Genomic DNA, 20,313 nt, shown 5'->3' with positions numbered 1-20,313 from the left:
CATGGCCCCTTCATAAAACAACTGGCCCCCTATGGGGGCCTTCATCAAACCACCCGCTATGCGGGTGGTAGGTGATTGACATTATCTCAAGTCACCACGAATCAGGGTCCGGGATGGGATTTGCTGCAGGAACTCCCATCAGTATAGACCGCGAGCAACCACGGAAACCTGCCGAATAACCGACACAGTCTCGTTGCGGGTTCCGTGGTACGGAAAGTTTACCCACCCAGTCAGGCTTGTTTCATTCCGAGCGTACTATGAAGCGCCCAATTCAGGTGTCTGCGACGAATTCGGTGGCATTCTACACGCCGACGGGATACACTGACCGCGTGTTCCTGCTCGTTGCCGTCGATAGGTAGCCCAGCCATGAAATTCATCGATCCTCGCATTGACTTTGCATTCAAGAAAATTTTCGGCAGCGAGAGCGCCAAAGACGTTCTCGTCAGTTTTCTGGAGAGCCTGCTGGGACTGGATGGTGATCGGCGCATTGCCGAGTTGACCATACTTGACCCGTTTCTGGCACCGAAGATTCGGGAGTTGAAATATTCTATTCTGGATGTCAAATGCCGAGATCATCGTGGGGTTTCCTACATCGTCGAGATGCAAGTCCAGAAGGTGGCCGCCTTCCTGAAACGGATCCAGTACAACACCGCCAAGGCGTATGCGCATCAGATTGAGCGGGGAGAGGACTATCCCAGGCTGAACCAAGTGATAGCCATTACCATCACCGATTTTGTCCTGTTCGACGGCTTTAACCACTGTGTCTCACGCCACGAGTCAAGGGAGACCATCACGGGGCTGTCTTACCTGCAGGACATTCTTCATTTTTTTGTTGAACTCCCAAAATTCTCAAAATCTCTGGAAGGATTGGAAGATGTTCTTGATAGGTGGATTTATTTCATCAAGTACGCGGGTTCCCTGCAGGAAATTCCTGAAAAACTGAGTGCGGCACCGTTCCGGCATGCCTTCGAGATGGCCATGGTGGCCAACATGACGGCTGAAGAGTTGGAAATGTATGACAAAGCCGGTATAGCCATTGCGGATGCACGGGGAGCGGTTGATCTGGCGAGGGAGGAGGGGGAGCAGAAAGGGGAGCAGAAAGGTGAGGCCAAAATGCTAATCCGTCTCCTCCAACACCGTTTCGGCAGTCTGCCCGCCTGGGCCACCGATAAAATCGCCTCGGCTGACTTGGCCACTTTGGAAAATTGGAGCCTCCGAATCCTGGACGCACCGACGTTGGAAAGCGTGCTGGCTGACCCGTCGTAAAGGCATCGGAGAACCTGCATTCTCCATTTTATACGAAAATCTTGCAATAGAGAATTCCGATGTCAATCTTGGTGCTCAAGTGCAAATCGAAGGCGAGTCCGAAACCATACCGCGAAGAGCCAACGGAATCTCGACGGCTACGAAAAAGTCATTGAATATCAAATTGATTTCAATCCGCTCATCACTTGGCCGACCAAGATGCTATCGAACTTATTCTCTCTGCTGCACCGCAGCATGACTGGAGAAAAAGTTCGACGCTCTGAAACATGCTCCACCATTCAAAAATTACCGGATTTTCTCCGTGCAAAGGCCGCTTTTTACAGCGGCTTTTTTTGTGTCTAAAAATACAATATCCTCAATAGTTGCCAGAATCAGTTCGACAACGCATTTCATCTTTGGTGCTACAGTGCAATGCTACGCTGTCCCGATGGTGCAACCGGTAAGCTATCTCCTGGTTGCATGGAAAGGATTCGTTGTGTTGGTGCGCTTGCCAGGTTGCTGGAAAAAGAGAGTAGGGGGGGCGGAAAGAGATGTTCCAAATTATTCCGTTGCAATGTCACCAGTTTGACCGGATTGTTGAGGAGCGGGTATGGTTCGGGGAACAGAGTCTGCTCGATGACTATCCAGAAGGATTTGGCGAGATTTCTACCGATGGCTGATACCACTCACACCTCAGACGCGATCTATCACCGCCTTTTCGCTTACCCGGAAATGGTGGCCGATCTGCTACGGAATTTTTTGGCTCCCAATATCTTGGCGGAGCTTGATCTGTCGCAGATGAGGCGGTTGAACACCAAGCTCACCGCCAAGACAGGTCAGAGGAGGCGGGGTGATATCGTCTGGGAGATTCCCGTTTGTGCTGGTGGCAGCCTGTTTTTGATGTTGTTATTGGAGTTCCAGTCAGAAATAGACGAGTGGATGGTGTTGCGCATGGATGTTTACACCGGTCTGCTCTATCAGCAGTTGGTGGACGAGCGCACGCTGACGCCCTCGGATGGCCTGCCACCCGTGTTGCCTGTTGTCATTTTCAATGGCGAGCCGCGCTGGGGTGCAGCAACCAGTCTGCGGGAGCTGATTCGTCTGCCTGCCGGATCTCCGTTGTGGCAATACCAGCCGGAGATGCGGTATCATGTAATAGACGAGGGGCGTTTTCCAGAGGAGACGTTGAAGGGGTTGCACTCCCTGACGGCCATTTTCTTCCGCATCGGACACCCAGGAAGTCCGGAGTCAATTCTGGAGGCCAGTCGTGACTTGGTGGAGTGGTTTGCAAAACATCCAGAGGGGCCACCGGTGAAGCAGTTGTTTCGTGAATTGTTGGCCATTGGCTTGGAGCGGTTCAAAGGTCCGCATTCTCTGCCGCAAATTCCTGAAGAGCTTGAGGAGGTGGTGAACATGTTGGCGACACACGTTGAAAAATGGTCGAAGGAAATTGAGCAAAAGGGGATATTGATTGGCAAGCAGGAAGGCCGCATGGAAGGCCGCATGGAAGGCCGCATGGAAGGCCGTCTGGAAGGTGAGCAGGCAGGCGAGGCCAAAATACTGACCCGCCAACTCCAGCGCCGCTTCGGCAACTTGCCCCAATGGGCCAGCCAGAAAATAGCCGATGCTGAACTATCCACCCTGGAAGAATGGAGTCTCCGCATTCTGGACGCCACAACCCTGGAGAGTGTGCTGGCGGATCTGTCGTGACTGCAGAGTGTAGGAGGTGGTGAACATGTGGGCGACACACGTTGAAAAATGGTCGAAGGAAATTGAGCAAAAGGGAATATTGATTATTCAGGTTCGTGATGGCTCGCCAGCTCTACCCGGTTTGCGATGACTCGCCAGCTCTACCCGGTTTGCGATGGCTCGCCAGCTCTACCCCCATGGGGATGCTGTGCGGATTGGCGCAAAAAGGCGCGCCAATCCGCACAGCTTGCTTCCATTAGCCGCGCCGCGCCGACGCAAAAAGCGCGTCGGCTTGTTGTGAAAGGCGCGCCAAAGGCAAAAGATTAAAAAACAAAATCCCAGGGATTCCATCCCTGGACCCGGCCAGGGAGGAGCCCTCCCTGGACCCGCAGTTGATTTGGGTGCTGAATAGTTACCGAAAACTAGGGAATATCTGCGTCTTGCGTCACTTCATCCGCCAGGGCTTCCTGGCTGGGCAGGTCATCAACATAACCGGCGTCGGCGCTGAACGGGATGAGAACTTCACTCTGCTGGAAGGCTCTATCAGATCTCCATCGCCAAGATAATCTGCAATAAAATAACTTTAGTTTGAATAGGCTCGGCGTGCAGGGGGAGGTGCGCCAGGAGGGCAAGCCGATCCTGGAAAAAAAACGCTCGCGCAGGCGGCACAGGGTCGATGAACTGTTCATTATATCATCCTTTTCATCCTGTACAGAAATCTGTTTTTCAACAGAGCGCTTAAAAAAATACTGTTTACTTTGCGGTTGTCTATTATATTATATTTTCCTTTTTTACATTTACTGGAGGTATCATGGACTCTGCTGCTGAAACACCATCCGCTGGCGAGACTGAAGAGGCAGTCACGCTCAATCTGCAGCCGTTGTTTGATCCATCCTTGCCAACACGGTTGCCCACTATTTTAGCTACCCATCATCCCAAACTGGGCCATTCCAAAGTGGATAACAGCCAGTCTGTGCTCTGTATGCAAACTGCCGCACGCGACCGGAAATTGAAAATAGGTATTTGCTCGCGCACTTTGGAGAGTCGGTATGGTTTTGGGGCATTGCCTGGTGGTGCCGAGATTGCGCTCTCCATGGCTCTTGCCTGTGATCTGGGCTGGGAGGATCCGATGTCGGTTGTGGCTCTTTTGGCGGCAGGCCAGGCAGCTCCACCAGGGATGGATGCTGCAACCTGGTCCGGTTTGCAAGCGGCTTTTGCGCAACTGAGCGATCGTGCCCCGGCAACCGTTTCACAATACGAACGATTGGTTTTTTTTGAAGGGATTGACGAAGAGATCCTGTTGACCCCGTTGCCCTCCCTGAAATGGGTGCAGGAACTCAATCGGCGGCTGCGCGAGCGGGATGAACGGTTCAAAAAAGCGGAACCACACGCAGCGCAACGACGTATTGCCCGTAACATGCTTCCAGTGGGTGGGGCCAATCCGCAAAATGTGGGTTATGTGGTGAATAAAATGACCAGGAATACACGGCGGGGAGCTATTCCTGTTTTGTCGGTGACACCACCGGTCGATCGACGTTCCACGCTGCAGCGACTGTTGGCACGCATTGGTTATTTCCGAAGCTATGCGCGTGTGGCAGTCGTGGATCGTGCCAGTTTGTTGTTTTATGGCCGACGTGCGCTGCTGCAGATTGATTTGGCAACACATCGTCGGGCAGAAGAGGCGCATGCTGTCGAGATTGCAGAGATGTTTCTCGCCTTGGGTTGCGATCTGCAACCACATGTGGGGCGCATGCCTGCTCTGGATACTCTTGAGCCTTGGCGGGATCTGCCCGCTGAGGAGTTGCATTGGCTGGATGCCCGTACCGGTTCGTTCAATCGCGTGGCCTTGGCGCGTCGCTTTGCGCAAGAGGTCAAAGCGAGGATCGAGCGCTTGTGGCATAAGCAACCGCAAGAGGATGGCAGTCATACCCCTTTCCTTCTGCCGGATCGTTCGGTCAACAGTCTGATTGCCGCCTTTGAGGAGTGCCTGTGAACGTCAATTATCAGTTTCTTTTCAAACGGGTCGAGATTGGTGGTGCCAACAGTCTGGCTGGTTATGGCGCTGTTGGGTTTCCTTCACTGACCGCTTTTCTTGGTTTGTCCCAGGAGTGGGCTCGTGCGCTGGCCGGAGAAAGCTCCGGCCGATTTTTGCGCCGCTTTGCCATCGTCCATCACACGGGGCGGCCCCGTATGTATGGCAAGTATCAAGATAAATTTACCCAAAAAAGATATTTCTATGCAGATGCTGCCGTGCCCAGCAAAGCGGAACATTGGCTCTCTCCTCCAGAAGAGATCCGGCCACAGATGGATTTGACCGTATCGCTGCTTTTGGAGGTGCGCATCAGTGCCATGCGGGCAGCCTATCTGGAGCAGCATCCCGAACAGTTGCACAAGGTGGCAGGGGGTCGGGCATTGGGAGGTGTTGTACAGAGTTGTGGCAAGGTGGTTGCCGGTTCTGATGCGCTGGCGCTGCTCCGCCAGGCTGGTCGAGGCTATGCCATTGTCGATCATACCTCTGCGTTGTTTCCTGAACAGGGCGAAGCAGATCCCTTGGATCTTTTGCTGGACCGTCTGGCCTCTGCCTATGACCCGGAAAGCGGGGAGATCTTTTTTATGTCCCATATTGGTTATTTGGGCATTTCGCCGGAAGCGCTGCGCACCCAGGCACGGGGGGCAACGCTGCATGTTCATGGAGAACCTGTTTTTGGTTTGGCCTCCTTCCGTCGTACTTTTGCCCTCGCTGCAGAGGATTTTATATTTTGGACACCGGTATTGGATCGGGAGAGTCAGACCTATACATTGAAAGGGGAAAAGCCATGACCGCTACACCTGCCAAGCAGGATCTTGCCAAACAGACACCTTCCATTTTGAGTTATCAACGCAGTCTGGTACCGACGGATGGCCTCTTTTATGCCGTCGATGCACAGCAGAATCGTCGTGCGGTGGCTGTACTCTCCAAGACCATCCTCGGGACAGAATCACAATTTGATGCCACCGGGCAGTCAAAGCCGACCGGCAATCCGCAACGAGTGGAATATGCCACTTTGCCGGTCGAGTGTGAACAACTGGGAATCAGCTTTGCGCTGACTGTGCTTGGCGAGTCGCGCAAGCCACAGGCTTGTGATCTGCCAGAATGGCGTGCTGCCCTGATTCGTATGGTGGATGGATATGTTGCGGCGGATGGTTTTCGCACTTTGGGCGCTCTTTATGCAGCCAATTTGGCCAATGGCCGTTGGGCTTGGAAAAATCGACTGTTTGCGCAAGAGTTTGCTGTGCAGATCCAATGTGGCCAGCAGCAGTGGCATTTTAATGCCTTTGAGCATGCTCTGGCCGATCTGGAAGGGTCGTTGCGTCAGCCACAGGTGCAGACTCTGGGTGAGCGGATTGCACAAGGTTTGCGTGGTGAGGAGGTGGTACGGTTGCAGGTGACTGGTTTGCTCAATGTGGGTCGGGGGGCAACGGTCTATCCGTCGCAAGAGTTTGCCAGCAAGGATGACAGTGTGGATGCGATTGGCAAGGTATTGTTTGGGATAGAGGCAATGGGTTGTGGGCGCTGTGCCGCATTCCATGAACAGAAAATTGGCAATGCCATTCGTACTGTGGATATTTGGCATGCCGGTGCTGAAGGGGTGGAGCGCGGTACTCCTCTGCCCATCAACCCCTATGGCCAGGATCGGGAGGCCTATGTCGTGGTTCGCAAGTCGGGAAGCGGCAACAGCGATTTTTATACCTCTTTGAAAAAGGGCATTACTTCGTTTGCGGCAGAGTTTGCCAAAGGCATCAGTGGTGATGCCCATTTTGTCATCGCCAATCTGGTGCGCGGGGGGGTGTTCGGCATGGGCAAAAAACAAAAACCGGAGAGCAAATGATGCTTATCGAAGGCTATCTTACTGCCAAAGCCTTGCCGGGTACCGGATTGGATAGTGCTTTTCTCTTCAGCAAGGTGCTGATGCAGGTGCGCAATGCAGGTCTTGGTGCCTATGCGCTCTCCTTTCCGCAGGCGCAGGAGGGAGGATCCTCGGCAATTGTGGCGGCGCGCAATCGTCCCACATTAGGGGATATACTGCAAATTTTTGCTGCGCAAGAGGTTATTGAAGGTGCTGTGCGTCTGCTCAATGGACGGTTTGCCGATTATCTGGAGGAGATGCGTTATCGCCCGTTGCGTGGGGTGATGGCGCAGCAGCTCTGTTTTCGGCGTTTGCGGGATGAGGAGCGGCGACCGGCGACGATTGCACGGGAGTTGCGTCGCACCATGCGGCGTATCGAAGCCGGCAAGCGTTCCTCCTTGAGTGCAGAGGAGTTGCGGGAACGTCAGCGTTCGGTGCGTACCAGTGATGCGCCCTATTTGATGGTGTTCAGCCATTCCACCCAACAGTCGTTTAACATTCCCTTTCGCAAGGAGGTGATTACTGCCGCTCCTGTGCAGGGAGTGTTTGACTCGTATGGTTTTAGCAAAGAGGGGGCGACGGTTCCCTTTATTCCGTGAGATTTTGCAACTATTCACCAGCCAAGCAACTGCGGGTCCAGGGAGGGCACCTCCCTGGCCGGGTCCAGGGATGGAATCCCTGGGATTTTGCTTTTATCTTTTGCTTTTGGCGCGCTTTTCAAACTAAGCCGACGCGCTTTTTGCGTCGGCTTAAGCGCCTAATGGAAGCAAGCTGTGGGCATTGGCGCGCTTTTTTGCGCCAATGCCCACAGCATCCCCATGGGGGTAGAGCTGGCGAATCCGCATAAACCTGAATAGTGACGAGGTATTGCTATGCGTCTTCTCCCTTCCCAGAGGGCTCATCTGTATGTGTTGGAACGGGCCAGAGTGGTCGTGCGTGACCATCGGGTTGAATATATGGAGGCCGGGGAAAACGCGCTGCGTGGTTTTAACATTCCGGTTGCCAATACCAGTTTTTTACTGCTGGGTCCAGGCAATTCCATCACCCAGGAAGCGGTACGACTGTTGCGGCAAGAGGGTGTGTGTATAGGTTTTTGTGGCTCAGGTGGCACCCCTTTGCTGGCGGCACAGGATCCCTATCCCGACTTGTTGACCCCATTTGATGAATATCGCGATCCTCGTTTTCTGCAAGGATGGATTGAGCTTTGGCGTGATGAAGGGCGGCGTTTGGCAGTGGCCAAACAGTTTTTTCGGGTGCGACTGGAAAAGATTGACTGGTGTTGGACGAACTTGGAGTTTGGTGTGGGTTTGCCGGATCCCCCCGGTGGGCGGCAGCGTGCGCGTTGGCTGCGCGAGGTGGATGAGGCAGGCAGTGTGCAACAGCTTTTTGGGATAGAGGGAGGATATGCCAAGGAGTTGTACCGGCTTCTCGCCACTTCGTTCCACTTTACTGATTTTGAACGAAAACCGCGTTCTGGTCAGGGTGTGCAGGATCCGAATACCTTATTGGATCATGGCAACTATTTGCTCTATGGTCTGGCGTCGGTGGTTTTATGGTGTTTGGGCATTCCCCCGGCTTTGGCTGTTTGGCATGGCAAGAGCCGTCGGGGTGCCTTGGTTTTTGATCTGGCGGATGTGATCAAGGATGGCATCGTGATGCCGTTGGCGTTTGCGAGCGCCTTTCAGGCGCGGAGTGGCAAAAAAATGAGTGAGAGCGATTTTCGTGGGCATTGCATCACGCTGTGTGATGATGCCAAAGTCTTGGAAATACTATTCAATACGCTGATTAAGGCGATAGATCAATGTTAGTGATTGTGGTCAGTCAATGTCTTCATAAGGCATGGCCGCGTAGTCGCACTGTATTGGATGCCTATTTGGAACGGGCAGGTGAGCGGACCTGGCGTGGGCGTTTGACTCAGGATGGTCTGGACAGGTTGCGTCAGGAGTTGACGGCGGTAGCCACTCGGCAAACCGCGGTGGCTGCTTCGACGGTGACCAGAAATCAGCGTTTTGACTTGGAGTGGATTGTCGGGTCGGCCAAGCCGTTTGCTGGTAACGGACAGTGCACAACCTATGCGGGGCATGCCTATGACCGATATTTTACCCTGGCGCCAGCCCGTCCAGCCCTCTTTTCCCCGCTGGCCACGGTCTGTGAACTGGCTGGTTTGTGGCATGATTTCGGCAAGGCCAACGCCGCATTTCAGGGCAAATTGCGGCATGGACGCATGGAAGCGGATGCGCTGCGCCATGAGATCATCTCCAATATGGTTTTTGTGCGCAGCATGCGTGCCCTCTGTGCAGAAGCAGATCTGCATGCTGCTGTGGTCGGCAGAGCCATTTGGCAGGCGACCCGCTCTTTGAGTGGCTGGAGTGGTTGGCAAGATCCCATTGATCTGATGCCGGTCGATCTGCCAGCCTCTTTGCGTCTGAGCGCTTGGCTGGTGGCTACACACCACCGTTTGCCGGATGCCCAGATGGTTCTGGATTCGATCCCGGAGTGTGGCCTGTTCACGTTGACAGAACATATCAACCCGGCAAAATGGCCAACTCTGCTCCAGGTGGATGAACGGGTGATCAGTGACAGGCTGATTGACGGCACGTTGCGTTGTGTAAAGAGTCTGTTGGCGGCGGCCACCGTGGATGTGGGAGCCACCAGTACGGCCTATGGACGCCTGGCCTTGATTTTGGCGGATCGCCAGGTTTCGCGCCAACCGTTCAATGCGGGTTGGCATCAGGGAGTGCGCCCTGTGCCGGGAGATCTTTGCGCCAATTATGAGTGGGCAAAAGGGGTGCCGGAGCTGGATGGGGAGGCGGGAGAGGGGCGTCGTCCCAAACAGGCTTTGGATGTGCATTTGCAGCAGGTGGCGTTGCAGGCACCCATTTGTTTATCCGATTTGTTTGATATGCGCGATGCGGCCTATGCACTGCCTGTAGCAGGGTTGCCAAAAAATCTGCGCCAGCGTGCACCGGCTCGTTATGAATGGCAGAACAGTGCGGTGGTTGCGGTACAGGCACAGCGTCGTTTGGGAGTGGGCTTTTTTGCGGAGATTATTGCAGGGACAGGGGCTGGCAAAACCAGGGCTGCACCAAAAATTTTGGCGGCCAGTGCCGCAACCTTACGCTACACACTTTGTTTGCCTCTGCGTGCCTTGACGTTGCAGGCAGGCAGAGATTATCGCCAGGATGTGGGTTTTAACGATCTGGAGATGATTACCGTTATCGGCGCAAGTGCGCTCAGGGAGTTGTACGAGAAGAGAGAGGAGAATAACGGTTCCGAAACCGCGGTGCAACGCTTTGGCTTGATGGTAGACAGTACCTCGGCCAATGATTTGCGAGGCAAGCTTCCCGACGGAATGTGGAAGCATCTGCAGGGAGATCCGGAAACGGCCCGTTTTTTGGCCACTCCCGTGGTGGTAGCGACGGTTGATCAACTGATGGCGGCGGCGGACGGGCGTAGAACCTCTTATCTGGTGGCGGCGTTACGTCTGCTCAGTGCCGACCTGGTATTGGACGAAATAGACAGTTATGAGGCAGAGGATCAGATTGCGATTGGTCGCCTGCTTTTTTTGGCCGGTGCTTTTGGTCGCAAGGTGATCCTCTCCTCGGCCACTATACTGCAGCCGCATGCGCAAGGATTGTTTCGAGCCTATGTTGCCGGATATACGGCCTATGCGCAATTTCATGGTTTGCCGTTGCAGGTGGATGTGGGACTGTTTGCCGATGGAGGAGAGAAGGCGGTGGTATTTGCCGGGGAGGAGGAAGGCGCTTATCAGCGGATCTCAGGCCAGTTTCGCCAATCTTTGGCAGAGGAGTTGGCAGGGCGTTCTCTGGTACGGAGCGGCAGGGTGATGGCGCGAAGCAAACTTGGCGATTGGCAGGGCCTGTATGAGCAGATGTATCAGGCACTGCTCACGCTTCATCAAGATCACCATGTGCCGCTCCAAAGGGGCAAGCAGAGGTTGTCCGGATTGTTGGTTCGTTTGTCACATATTGACAAGTGTGTGGCCTTTGTCCGTTGGCTGGCGGCCAGAGCAGACAGCGACCCTGATATGCGTATTATTGTCTATCACTCGGCCTTTCCGTTGTTGATGCGGGATCGGATTGAGCTTTTTTTGGATGAGGCGTTCAAGCGCAAGGATAAGGATCGTTTTCCGCAGCATCCGCGTGTGCAGAGGTGGTTGTTTCAGTCGTCGCGCAAGGATCATATTTTGGTGATTGTGACGACGGCGGTGGAGGAGATTGGACGTGACCATGATTTTGATGGTTGCCTTTTGGAGCCGACCAGCGAGCATTCCAAAACGCAGGCAGCCGGACGGGTTAACCGGCATCGGTTGCGAGTGGTGACGCGGCCCAATGTCTACCTGCTTCCCACATCGCTGCGCGCCATGCAGCACAGGCCGGATGGCTTGAACTATTTTCGTCCTGGCCCGGAGGAGGTGAGCAGTTGTTTGGGGAGTTCGCGTATGTTCCAGTACAGATTGTCATCGTTATGGGCAGAGGAGCTGTTTGCACCGGAGACGATAGCCAGGATGGATGCGCGACCCCATTTGCTGGAGGGAGTTGGCGGCGAGATGTGTCAACTGGAATATCGTAAAATCAAGGATTATCTGCTGAGTCAGGAATCTCCCTATTCGTTGTATGGATATTATCGGGAGGATGTAAAAGCCTGGTTGAGTGGCGCCCATGCCAATAAGGTTCGTTTTCGCCGTTCTGGTCCAGAGATGGAAGTGTGGTTTGACCGGGATGAAAAACAATTTTACAAACGTGATGAGCAGGGCAGGGAACAGCCTATTGCGCAGACAATTGGCACAGATCCCTCTCCCGCTTTGTCTTGCAGGTTTCTTGATCTTTCTGCGGACGCCCTTTTTGAGGAGGTGTTGGAGAAGGAGCCTGAGTTGGCAGAGGATGAGAAAAAACGGAAACGTTTTTTTCGCCGTTTTTTTCAACTTTCCCTCCCGAACTATGAAGACTCTACATGGCTCTACCATCCCGACTGTGGGGTGTTTCGACCCTTCCCGTAAATTCCTAATAAAATTTCACGCAATATTCATATGTTATCAGGATGATGTGCGACGAAGGTTTTTGTTGCCTTCTGCAGGAAAGTTGTATATCAATCAACCCTATGCGAAAGAAAAAATGCTGTTCACCGCCGCGTAGGCGGCCAAGAGAACGCAAGTTGTTGTTGTTGTATACGTTGTTGTGTTCACCGCCGCGTAGGCGGCCAAGAGAGTATAGCATAAAACTATGTTTGTCGGCGTTTGGTTCACCGCCGCGTAGGCGGCCAAGAGATGCAAGCTGGCCACGGTGTCGGCTGTGTCGGCGTTCACCGCCGCGTAGGCGGCCAAGAGAAGTTGTGCACCGACAGCAACGGCAACATTGCCGTTCACCGCCGCGTAGGCGGCCAAGAGAACAACCAAGGGTAATATTGCCAGGGTAGTACTGTTCACCGCCGCGTAGGCGGCCAAGAGATCACGTAACCGAAGCACGAAAAAAGCTCTTTCGTTCACCGCCGCGTAGGCGGCCAAGAGAGACAATCAGAAAACCAGAATCAGAATTGTGGTGTTCACCGCCGCGTAGGCGGCCAAGAGAGCATGTATGCGTGCCTGCATGCGGCGCGTGAGGTTCACCGCCGCGTAGGCGGCCAAGAGAGATCCGCTCCGAGCCACTCCGATCCGCTCCGAGTTCACCGCCGCGTAGGCGGCCAAGAGACCATCTGTTACGTCATGCTGCGATAGATCAATGTTCACCGCCGCGTAGGCGGCCAAGAGAGGATTGTACAATTGTCACGGGCCTTACGGGCTGTTCACCGCCGCGTAGGCGGCCAAGAGATTGGTCAATTTAACAGGTTGAGGAGTGTAAAAGTTCACCGCCGCGTAGGCGGCCAAGAGACTATCTGTTACGTCATGCTGCGATAGATCAATGTTCACCGCCGCGTAGGCGGCCAAGAGATACAATCAGAAAGCCAGGATCAGAATTGTGGTGTTCACCGCCGCGTAGGCGGCCAAGAGATTGATCGTGATCCTGAGAACGCCAATGACCAGGTTCACCGCCGCGTAGGCGGCCAAGAGATATCAATTGAGCTATCAATATCAAATGCTGTTGTTCACCGCCGCGTAGGCGGCCAAGAGAAATGCCGTCGCACGGTTCAGCATGTTGGATTTGTTCACCGCCGCGTAGGCGGCCAAGAGATGTTGTCGGCGATGAATCACCTCCCGACGATGGTTCACCGCCGCGTAGGCGGCCAAGAGAATGCTCATCGACTGTTTTCATCTTGCGGCCATGTTCACCGCCGCGTAGGCGGCCAAGAGAAACCGCAGAAGATTCTTGCGGAAATATCCAGTGTTCACCGCCGCGTAGGCGGCCAAGAGAGCAATAGCTGCATCAGAGATCACGCCGCAACGGTTCACCGCCGCGTAGGCGGCCAAGAGAGGCTAACGGATGAGGGAGTGAGAAATGAATGAGTTCACCGCCGCGTAGGCGGCCAAGAGACGCATTCTCCATGCTCATCGACTGTTTTCATCGTTCACCGCCGCGTAGGCGGCCAAGAGAATACGATCCGGAAATTATAGTCAACATGGTACGTTCACCGCCGCGTAGGCGGCCAAGAGATCAGACGCAGCAGGTTCTGACATCGACAATCAGTTCACCGCCGCGTAGGCGGCCAAGAGAAGAGACAATCAGCCACATGCGCAACCATGGATGTTCACCGCCGCGTAGGCGGCCAAGAGAGATTGTCGCTGACTCTTCCCGTCCAGAGACAAGTTCACCGCCGCGTAGGCGGCCAAGAGAATATGCAGCCTTGTATCGGCTTGGCGCTTTGAGTTCACCGCCGCGTAGGCGGCCAAGAGACATATCTTCATGAGTGGGAAAATGTAGTGGATGTTCACCGCCGCGTAGGCGGCCAAGAGATTTTGTTTGTTACGTCATGCTGCGATGGATCAGTTCACCGCCGCGTAGGCGGCCAAGAGAGTCACTATCTTGAGGGGTTTGTGCCCAAAGCTGTTCACCGCCGCGTAGGCGGCCAAGAGAATCGCCAGGCACTCCGAGCCATGGCCGAGCCAGTTCACCGCCGCGTAGGCGGCCAAGAGATGGCGATGGCCAGGCTGGCGATGGCTCGGCCAGTTCACCGCCGCGTAGGCGGCCAAGAGAATGATATGACCTGCCGATTCAAGAAAATATTCGTTCACCGCCGCGTAGGCGGCCAAGAGAATTTCCGTCACCTCCTCGTTGGCATTAATACCGTTCACCGCCGCGTAGGCGGCCAAGAGACATAAATCCCGATCTGGGATAATGCTAGCTAAGTTCACCGCCGCGTAGGCGGCCAAGAGAACGCCACGCCACTCCACGCCACTCCACGTTCACCGCCGCGTAGGCGGCCAAGAGATGAACGAATGGCAACAGCGTGATCAAAGATTTGTTCACCGCCGCGTAGGCGGCCAAGAGAGCAACTGAGGCAAGCCCACCGAGACGCAAAGAGTTCACCGCCGCGTAGGCGGCCAAGAGAATAGACAGCCAAATCTGGCCGCATCTCTGGATGTTCACCGCCGCGTAGGCGGCCAAGAGAACCTGCAGCAGCGCTGCCATTGCCGGGGGAACGTTCACCGCCGCGTAGGCGGCCAAGAGAAAACTCCAAAGAGCTTGAGCGTGATCGACAGCGTTCACCGCCGCGTAGGCGGCCAAGAGAGCAAGCTGCTGAAAAAGTAGCGTCAAACGTATGTTCACCGCCGCGTAGGCGGCCAAGAGACTGACGATGCGATAATAATCGAGGTTAATTACGTTCACCGCCGCGTAGGCGGCCAAGAGATCGACATTGTCATCAATTATTGCAAAACTGACGTTCACCGCCGCGTAGGCGGCCAAGAGACTTCAACCGCTCGACGATGCGCCTCTTTTTCTGTTCACCGCCGCGTAGGCGGCCAAGAGAGCATGCGAGCGCGTGCATACATGCGCGTGTCTGTTCACCGCCGCGTAGGCGGCCAAGAGAAGTAATTGAATCAAGACCCTCGCCTTCGAGATGTTCACCGCCGCGTAGGCGGCCAAGAGAAGGAAGTCGAGCAGGCAGAGGCAACGCCTCTTGTTCACCGCCGCGTAGGCGGCCAAGAGATCTGAGGATTGCAGCTCCGGCAAGCAGTGCGCGTTCACCGCCGCGTAGGCGGCCAAGAGATTGCCAAGGCTTTTGCCAGGGTTTAACTCCGGGTTCACCGCCGCGTAGGCGGCCAAGAGAGACCAGGTTTGACTCATGACCTCCAGCGTTTAGTTCACCGCCGCGTAGGCGGCCAAGAGATGACATTGCCTTTCAACTCCTTTGCTTGGTTGGTTCACCGCCGCGTAGGCGGCCAAGAGATTTGTCATCCTTTACTACCCGCACATTGTGTGGTTCACCGCCGCGTAGGCGGCCAAGAGAATGACCAAACGTATTTTGCAAGCATTGCCGGTGTTCACCGCCGCGTAGGCGGCCAAGAGAATGTATGGCGTTATAGGTGTTATGCAGCGCCAGTTCACCGCCGCGTAGGCGGCCAAGAGATGCAGGCGCAATTGGCCAGCCTGCAGGCGCAGGTTCACCGCCGCGTAGGCGGCCAAGAGATGTAGCGGGTGCAACCAGCAATAAACGCTTGCGTTCACCGCCGCGTAGGCGGCCAAGAGACCTTACGCATGTAAACAATTAATTATGCACGTGTTCACCGCCGCGTAGGCGGCCAAGAGAGCATAAAGCGTGCCAATTTATAAAGGGTAACGGTTCACCGCCGCGTAGGCGGCCAAGAGATAGCGGGAGGACTTAATAGGCTACAAACCCTTGTTCACCGCCGCGTAGGCGGCCAAGAGAGCAGAGATAAAACGGTTACCCTGTCCGAATCAGTTCACCGCCGCGTAGGCGGCCAAGAGAATTCATTACCCTTGAGACAATATACTGCTGGAGTTCACCGCCGCGTAGGCGGCCAAGAGAGAAAACGTCGAGCCTGGTCCATTTTTTTTGCAGTTCACCGCCGCGTAGGCGGCCAAGAGAACAATAGCCCCGGCAGCGAGAGCGCAATTCGTGTTCACCGCCGCGTAGGCGGCCAAGAGAAGTGCTTACTCTTCTGCATTCGTCATGTCCATGTTCACCGCCGCGTAGGCGGCCAAGAGAAGAATAGAGAAGCTGCCGAAAAATCTGGAGGTGTTCACCGCCGCGTAGGCGGCCAAGAGATGTTACCGCCCGCGAGGCATCTACTGCAGATGGTTCACCGCCGCGTAGGCGGCCAAGAGAAGTGCGCTAGATCGGTTGTGATTATTGCAGAAGTTCACCGCCGCGTAGGCGGCCAAGAGAGGAAGGGAAAAAATGCTCGGCGTGCAGCAATCGTTCACCGCCGCGTAGGCGGCCAAGAGAGTTAGTCAACAGAGGCGGCTCTGCAGTATCAAGTTCACCGCCGCGTAGGCGGCCAAGAGAAATGCCGTCGCACGGTTCAGCATGTTGGATTTGTTCACCGCCGCGTAGGCGGCCAAGAGATGCCTGGGATGTCGTTAAAGGTCTCGAATTCGGTTCACCGCCGCGTAGGCGGCCAAGAGATATTTCACTATAAGAAAACCCAAAATCAGCCAGTTCACCGCCGCGTAGGCGGCCAAGAGAACAGGAGATTAAACAGGGAACATACGAAGAAAGTTCACCGCCGCGTAGGCGGCCAAGAGAGCCGAAAAATAACTCATCAGCATCAGATAATAGTTCACCGCCGCGTAGGCGGCCAAGAGATATTAAACCATCCCGCCAGGTGGAAAGCCTGGGTTCACCGCCGCGTAGGCGGCCAAGAGATGTGGTTGTGTCGAGCCGTGAGGGGATCGAACCGTTCACCGCCGCGTAGGCGGCCAAGAGAAATAAAAATTGCCCATTCGTTCTAAATGATGGGTTCACCGCCGCGTAGGCGGCCAAGAGAAATTCTATTGCCGAGTATTTCAAATAATCGATGTTCACCGCCGCGTAGGCGGCCAAGAGATGGTTGCGTTGCAACCGGACGCAAGACAGGTTGTTCACCGCCGCGTAGGCGGCCAAGAGAGCCGACAACTCAAGAGGGGTTATGGGTAATCCGTTCACCGCCGCGTAGGCGGCCAAGAGAACCAACAGCTATATACTACCACACCCATTTACGTTCACCGCCGCGTAGGCGGCCAAGAGAGTAGTGTGCTTGTAGCATAGATTTGTGACAGAGTTCACCGCCGCGTAGGCGGCCAAGAGAGCAAGCAAATGCGGGCAAGCATGGGCGCTTTTGTTCACCGCCGCGTAGGCGGCCAAGAGATTTAGAGATAGCGACATCCCTGCCGATGCGAAGTTCACCGCCGCGTAGGCGGCCAAGAGAGTCACCAAATCGGTGAAACCCACGAAAATATAGTTCACCGCCGCGTAGGCGGCCAAGAGAGTGCAAATTTGGGCATATTGTGCGGAAAGCATGTTCACCGCCGCGTAGGCGGCCAAGAGAATTGTGCTTGTATTTGCACGAAGAGCCAAAAAGTTCACCGCCGCGTAGGCGGCCAAGAGAATTTCTCGTGGCGAGGGATGGGAAGAAATTTCGTTCACCGCCGCGTAGGCGGCCAAGAGAAATATCGATTATTTTCCCGTCTCTTTTTAATTGTTCACCGCCGCGTAGGCGGCCAAGAGAGCATGCGAGCGCGTACATGTGTGCACGTGAGTGTTCACCGCCGCGTAGGCGGCCAAGAGACATTGCATACTGCGGAGGATGCAACTTTGAAAGTTCACCGCCGCGTAGGCGGCCAAGAGAATTTCTAAAGCAATCGCTCTCGATGTCGGCAAGTTCACCGCCGCGTAGGCGGCCAAGAGAGTTCTGCAACATCCAGAGCTTGCACGCTCCGAGTTCACCGCCGCGTAGGCGGCCAAGAGAATATAACAAAAAAGCCACTCATTGTTATGAGTGTTCACCGCCGCGTAGGCGGCCAAGAGAAGTGACAACCCAACATTTCTTAGCACTCCAGGGTTCACCGCCGCGTAGGCGGCCAAGAGACGTCCAGTTTTGTTTTTTCACCCACGCCAAAAGTTCACCGCCGCGTAGGCGGCCAAGAGAGTGCGCTGCTTGCTCACGCACCAACTACCAGAGTTCACCGCCGCGTAGGCGGCCAAGAGAACGCGCATCAGCCTGCGCATTCACCAATTTCTGTTCACCGCCGCGTAGGCGGCCAAGAGATCATGGGCGGTAACAGTAAAACGCTCAGTACCGTTCACCGCCGCGTAGGCGGCCAAGAGATTGCTGGTTACGCTCCAAACCTATCACCACATGTTCACCGCCGCGTAGGCGGCCAAGAGATACGCAAAGAGAGAGATGGACGCTTTGACAATGTTCACCGCCGCGTAGGCGGCCAAGAGAACAATCTGCGCATCTGGATAGCGCTTGGTGAGGTTCACCGCCGCGTAGGCGGCCAAGAGATCCAAGGGAACACTGTTCAGGTTGCCAATTATGTTCACCGCCGCGTAGGCGGCCAAGAGAGTTACTATCGAGGATCGTGCGGAGGTGGAGTGGTTCACCGCCGCGTAGGCGGCCAAGAGAATATAGGCTTAGGTGTGGCTATCTCTCCTATTGTTCACCGCCGCGTAGGCGGCCAAGAGATACCAGGATCGTCCATATCAAACATAATGATCGTTCACCGCCGCGTAGGCGGCCAAGAGATGTCGTAACGCAGATGTGACAGCCGGGAAAGAGTTCACCGCCGCGTAGGCGGCCAAGAGAAGAGCTTGCACGCTCCGAGGGTCTGACATTAAGTTCACCGCCGCGTAGGCGGCCAAGAGATTTGAGCTCAAAGGGCTGGTTATATGGATTGGGTTCACCGCCGCGTAGGCGGCCAAGAGATTATGAACGAGCCGCTTTGCGGCTTTCACGGCGTTCACCGCCGCGTAGGCGGCCAAGAGAACTAAGAGAAATCACGCTGTGCGCAGAGTACTGTTCACCGCCGCGTAGGCGGCCAAGAGAATGTTAATCCCCCTTATGAACGAGTCGCTTTGGTTCACCGCCGCGTAGGCGGCCAAGAGAACATCTAATAAACGGGGAAATGGTCCGGGCAAGTTCACCGCCGCGTAGGCGGCCAAGAGAGTTTCCTGAGCAAATACAGGAAGTTTCAATCCGTTCACCGCCGCGTAGGCGGCCAAGAGAAGCAACAAGCGCAGTGCTGCGGTTTTGTTTTCGTTCACCGCCGCGTAGGCGGCCAAGAGAGTGAGATTTCTCTCACTTCTGGTAAAGGTTATGTTCACCGCCGCGTAGGCGGCCAAGAGATGGCTTTAAGTGCAACGTGGGACACTGCTACGGTTCACCGCCGCGTAGGCGGCCAAGAGAAGATTCATTGACGCCTGGATGCTTGCTGCAAAGTTCACCGCCGCGTAGGCGGCCAAGAGAGAAACTTTGCCACCAACCGGGCGGTGTGTGGAGTTCACCGCCGCGTAGGCGGCCAAGAGACGTACCCGCCGCCAACATCGACGATTACTTGTGTTCACCGCCGCGTAGGCGGCCAAGAGAAAAAGTAATGGTAAGGTAGCGGGTAATGGTAAGTTCACCGCCGCGTAGGCGGCCAAGAGATTTATCTGGAGATCTTCCAAGCTCTTCAATCAGTTCACCGCCGCGTAGGCGGCCAAGAGATTTATTTTGTTACAGTCGCATCGACAACAGCGTTCACCGCCGCGTAGGCGGCCAAGAGAATTTCTAAAATCGCTTTGTCGCGTTACACTTTGTCCCCCGCCGCGTAGGCGGCCAAAAGATTTTTGAACCGCATGAGGCTGGCCTCTCTCTGCCGCGCACAAGCTCTAATTGTTTCTCTGATTGCGTTCGATGGCACGCAAAAACTCGTCGGGATCGCTGGGTACCTCACGACTGCTTTCCCGAAGCTGTTGCCGCTGATTATAGGTTGGTGTCTGTTCTCTGGTGGGGGGCGGCGGCGGAGGCGCAGCAGCACGGCTGTTGGTGCGGCTCCAGGTGGTGGGACGACCTTCGGGAGAGAGCACATCAATCTGGTTTTTGTTGACAAGAGTACAGGTGGCTACCCCAGCGATTCCGGCAATGGAATAATCAAATGAACGACCGGCTTGTAACCAGCGCCCACTCCCTTCATGGCGCCGCCCTTGCTTGTCAATCAGAGTGACAAATATTTGATTGCCCTGGCTGGTCAGTTGCACCGAACTGCCGGAACTGGATTGCCACAAGCCGGTGATCGAAGAGTCATCACCAGCAGGGGGAGTGTGGCTCTTGCCCGCCTCCAGCGGCGTGCTGATATAGCAGCGCTTGGCCACATTGGGAGCCGGGTCGCCAAAACGGCTGTTATTGCAATCAATGCCGTTGGTTACCCTCTGAAGATAGGAAAATTGGCCGTTGACACCATAAGCAACGTGGCGGGTGCCGCTGAATTGACAGCGAGAATTTTCATAGGCACACAAGGTGTCAAAGCCCGGCGGTCCACCAGCTCCGCCAGCCGCAGCCGTGGTAACCGGCAAACAGCCTAACAGCCCTACCAGAAGCAACATCCTTGATTGC

The 20,313-nt window shown here is 55.1% G+C and carries 10 protein-coding genes, 1 pseudogene and 1 CRISPR repeat array; of the genes and pseudogenes, 9 read left to right on the top strand and 2 right to left on the bottom strand.

Annotation, left to right across the window (positions count from 1 at the left end):
• Positions 1 to 366 precede the first annotated feature (366 nt).
• The 3 genes from EJP87_RS05235 to EJP87_RS05230 all read left to right on the top strand — a co-directional run bounded on the left by EJP87_RS05235 (position 367) and on the right by EJP87_RS05230 (position 2,955).
• Complete coding sequence (locus EJP87_RS05235; protein WP_130470806.1) at positions 367 to 1,266, top strand: Rpn family recombination-promoting nuclease/putative transposase; 900 nt, start codon at positions 367 to 369, stop codon at positions 1,264 to 1,266.
• Between the two features lie 530 nt (positions 1,267 to 1,796).
• On the top strand, positions 1,797 to 1,925 hold the full coding sequence (locus EJP87_RS18790) for a hypothetical protein (protein WP_265332102.1): 129 nt from the start codon (positions 1,797 to 1,799) through the stop codon (positions 1,923 to 1,925).
• Positions 1,918 to 2,955: an Rpn family recombination-promoting nuclease/putative transposase gene (locus EJP87_RS05230; RefSeq protein ID WP_193771153.1), complete on the top strand. Its 1,038-nt coding sequence runs from the start codon at positions 1,918 to 1,920 to the stop codon at positions 2,953 to 2,955. The genes EJP87_RS18790 and EJP87_RS05230 overlap by 8 nt, the downstream gene beginning before the upstream one ends.
• Positions 2,956 to 3,356: 401 nt before the next feature.
• On the opposite strand, the gene EJP87_RS05225 is transcribed toward EJP87_RS05230, so the two are convergent.
• A complete protein-coding gene (locus tag EJP87_RS05225; protein ID WP_130470804.1) occupies positions 3,357 to 3,623 on the bottom strand; it encodes a hypothetical protein in 267 nt (88 codons plus the stop codon).
• Between the two features lie 122 nt (positions 3,624 to 3,745).
• Between EJP87_RS05225 and EJP87_RS05220 the strand changes: the two genes are divergently transcribed.
• The 6 genes from EJP87_RS05220 (at position 3,746) to EJP87_RS05195 (ending at position 11,841) form a co-directional block, all read left to right on the top strand.
• Entirely contained in the window at positions 3,746 to 4,927 is a 1,182-nt protein-coding gene (locus tag EJP87_RS05220; protein ID WP_130470803.1) for a hypothetical protein, read from the top strand.
• A complete protein-coding gene (locus EJP87_RS05215; protein WP_193771152.1) occupies positions 4,924 to 5,754 on the top strand; it encodes a type I-F CRISPR-associated protein Csy2 in 831 nt (276 codons plus the stop codon). The genes EJP87_RS05220 and EJP87_RS05215 overlap by 4 nt, the downstream gene beginning before the upstream one ends.
• Positions 5,751 to 6,803: a type I-F CRISPR-associated protein Csy3 gene (gene csy3 / locus EJP87_RS05210; protein WP_130470801.1), complete on the top strand. Its 1,053-nt coding sequence runs from the start codon at positions 5,751 to 5,753 to the stop codon at positions 6,801 to 6,803. The genes EJP87_RS05215 and csy3 overlap by 4 nt, the downstream gene beginning before the upstream one ends.
• Positions 6,800 to 7,420 (top strand): type I-F CRISPR-associated endoribonuclease Cas6/Csy4, encoded by a 621-nt coding sequence (gene cas6f / locus EJP87_RS05205; RefSeq protein ID WP_130470800.1) that lies wholly within the window; start codon positions 6,800 to 6,802, stop codon positions 7,418 to 7,420. Before csy3 ends, cas6f begins: the two co-directional genes overlap by 4 nt.
• Before the next feature lie 273 nt (positions 7,421 to 7,693).
• Entirely contained in the window at positions 7,694 to 8,629 is a 936-nt protein-coding gene (gene cas1f / locus EJP87_RS05200; RefSeq protein WP_130470799.1) for a type I-F CRISPR-associated endonuclease Cas1f, read from the top strand.
• Positions 8,623 to 11,841 (top strand): hypothetical protein, encoded by a 3,219-nt coding sequence (locus EJP87_RS05195; protein WP_130470798.1) that lies wholly within the window; start codon positions 8,623 to 8,625, stop codon positions 11,839 to 11,841. Before cas1f ends, EJP87_RS05195 begins: the two co-directional genes overlap by 7 nt.
• A 120-nt stretch (positions 11,842 to 11,961) precedes the next feature.
• Positions 11,962 to 19,544: a CRISPR direct-repeat array (repeat unit 28 nt; unit sequence GTTCACCGCCGCGTAGGCGGCCAAGAGA).
• Positions 19,545 to 19,589: 45 nt separating this feature from the next.
• On the opposite strand, the pseudogene EJP87_RS17685 reads toward EJP87_RS05195, so the two are convergent.
• Positions 19,590 to 20,313: pseudogene (locus EJP87_RS17685) on the bottom strand (hypothetical protein); the annotation flags it as partial.

It is taken from the genome of Candidatus Magnetaquicoccus inordinatus (assembly GCF_004217665.1).
GTDB lineage: Bacteria > Pseudomonadota > Magnetococcia > Magnetococcales > Magnetaquicoccaceae > Magnetaquicoccus > Magnetaquicoccus inordinatus.
This window is presented reverse-complemented; position numbering and strand designations above follow the sequence as displayed.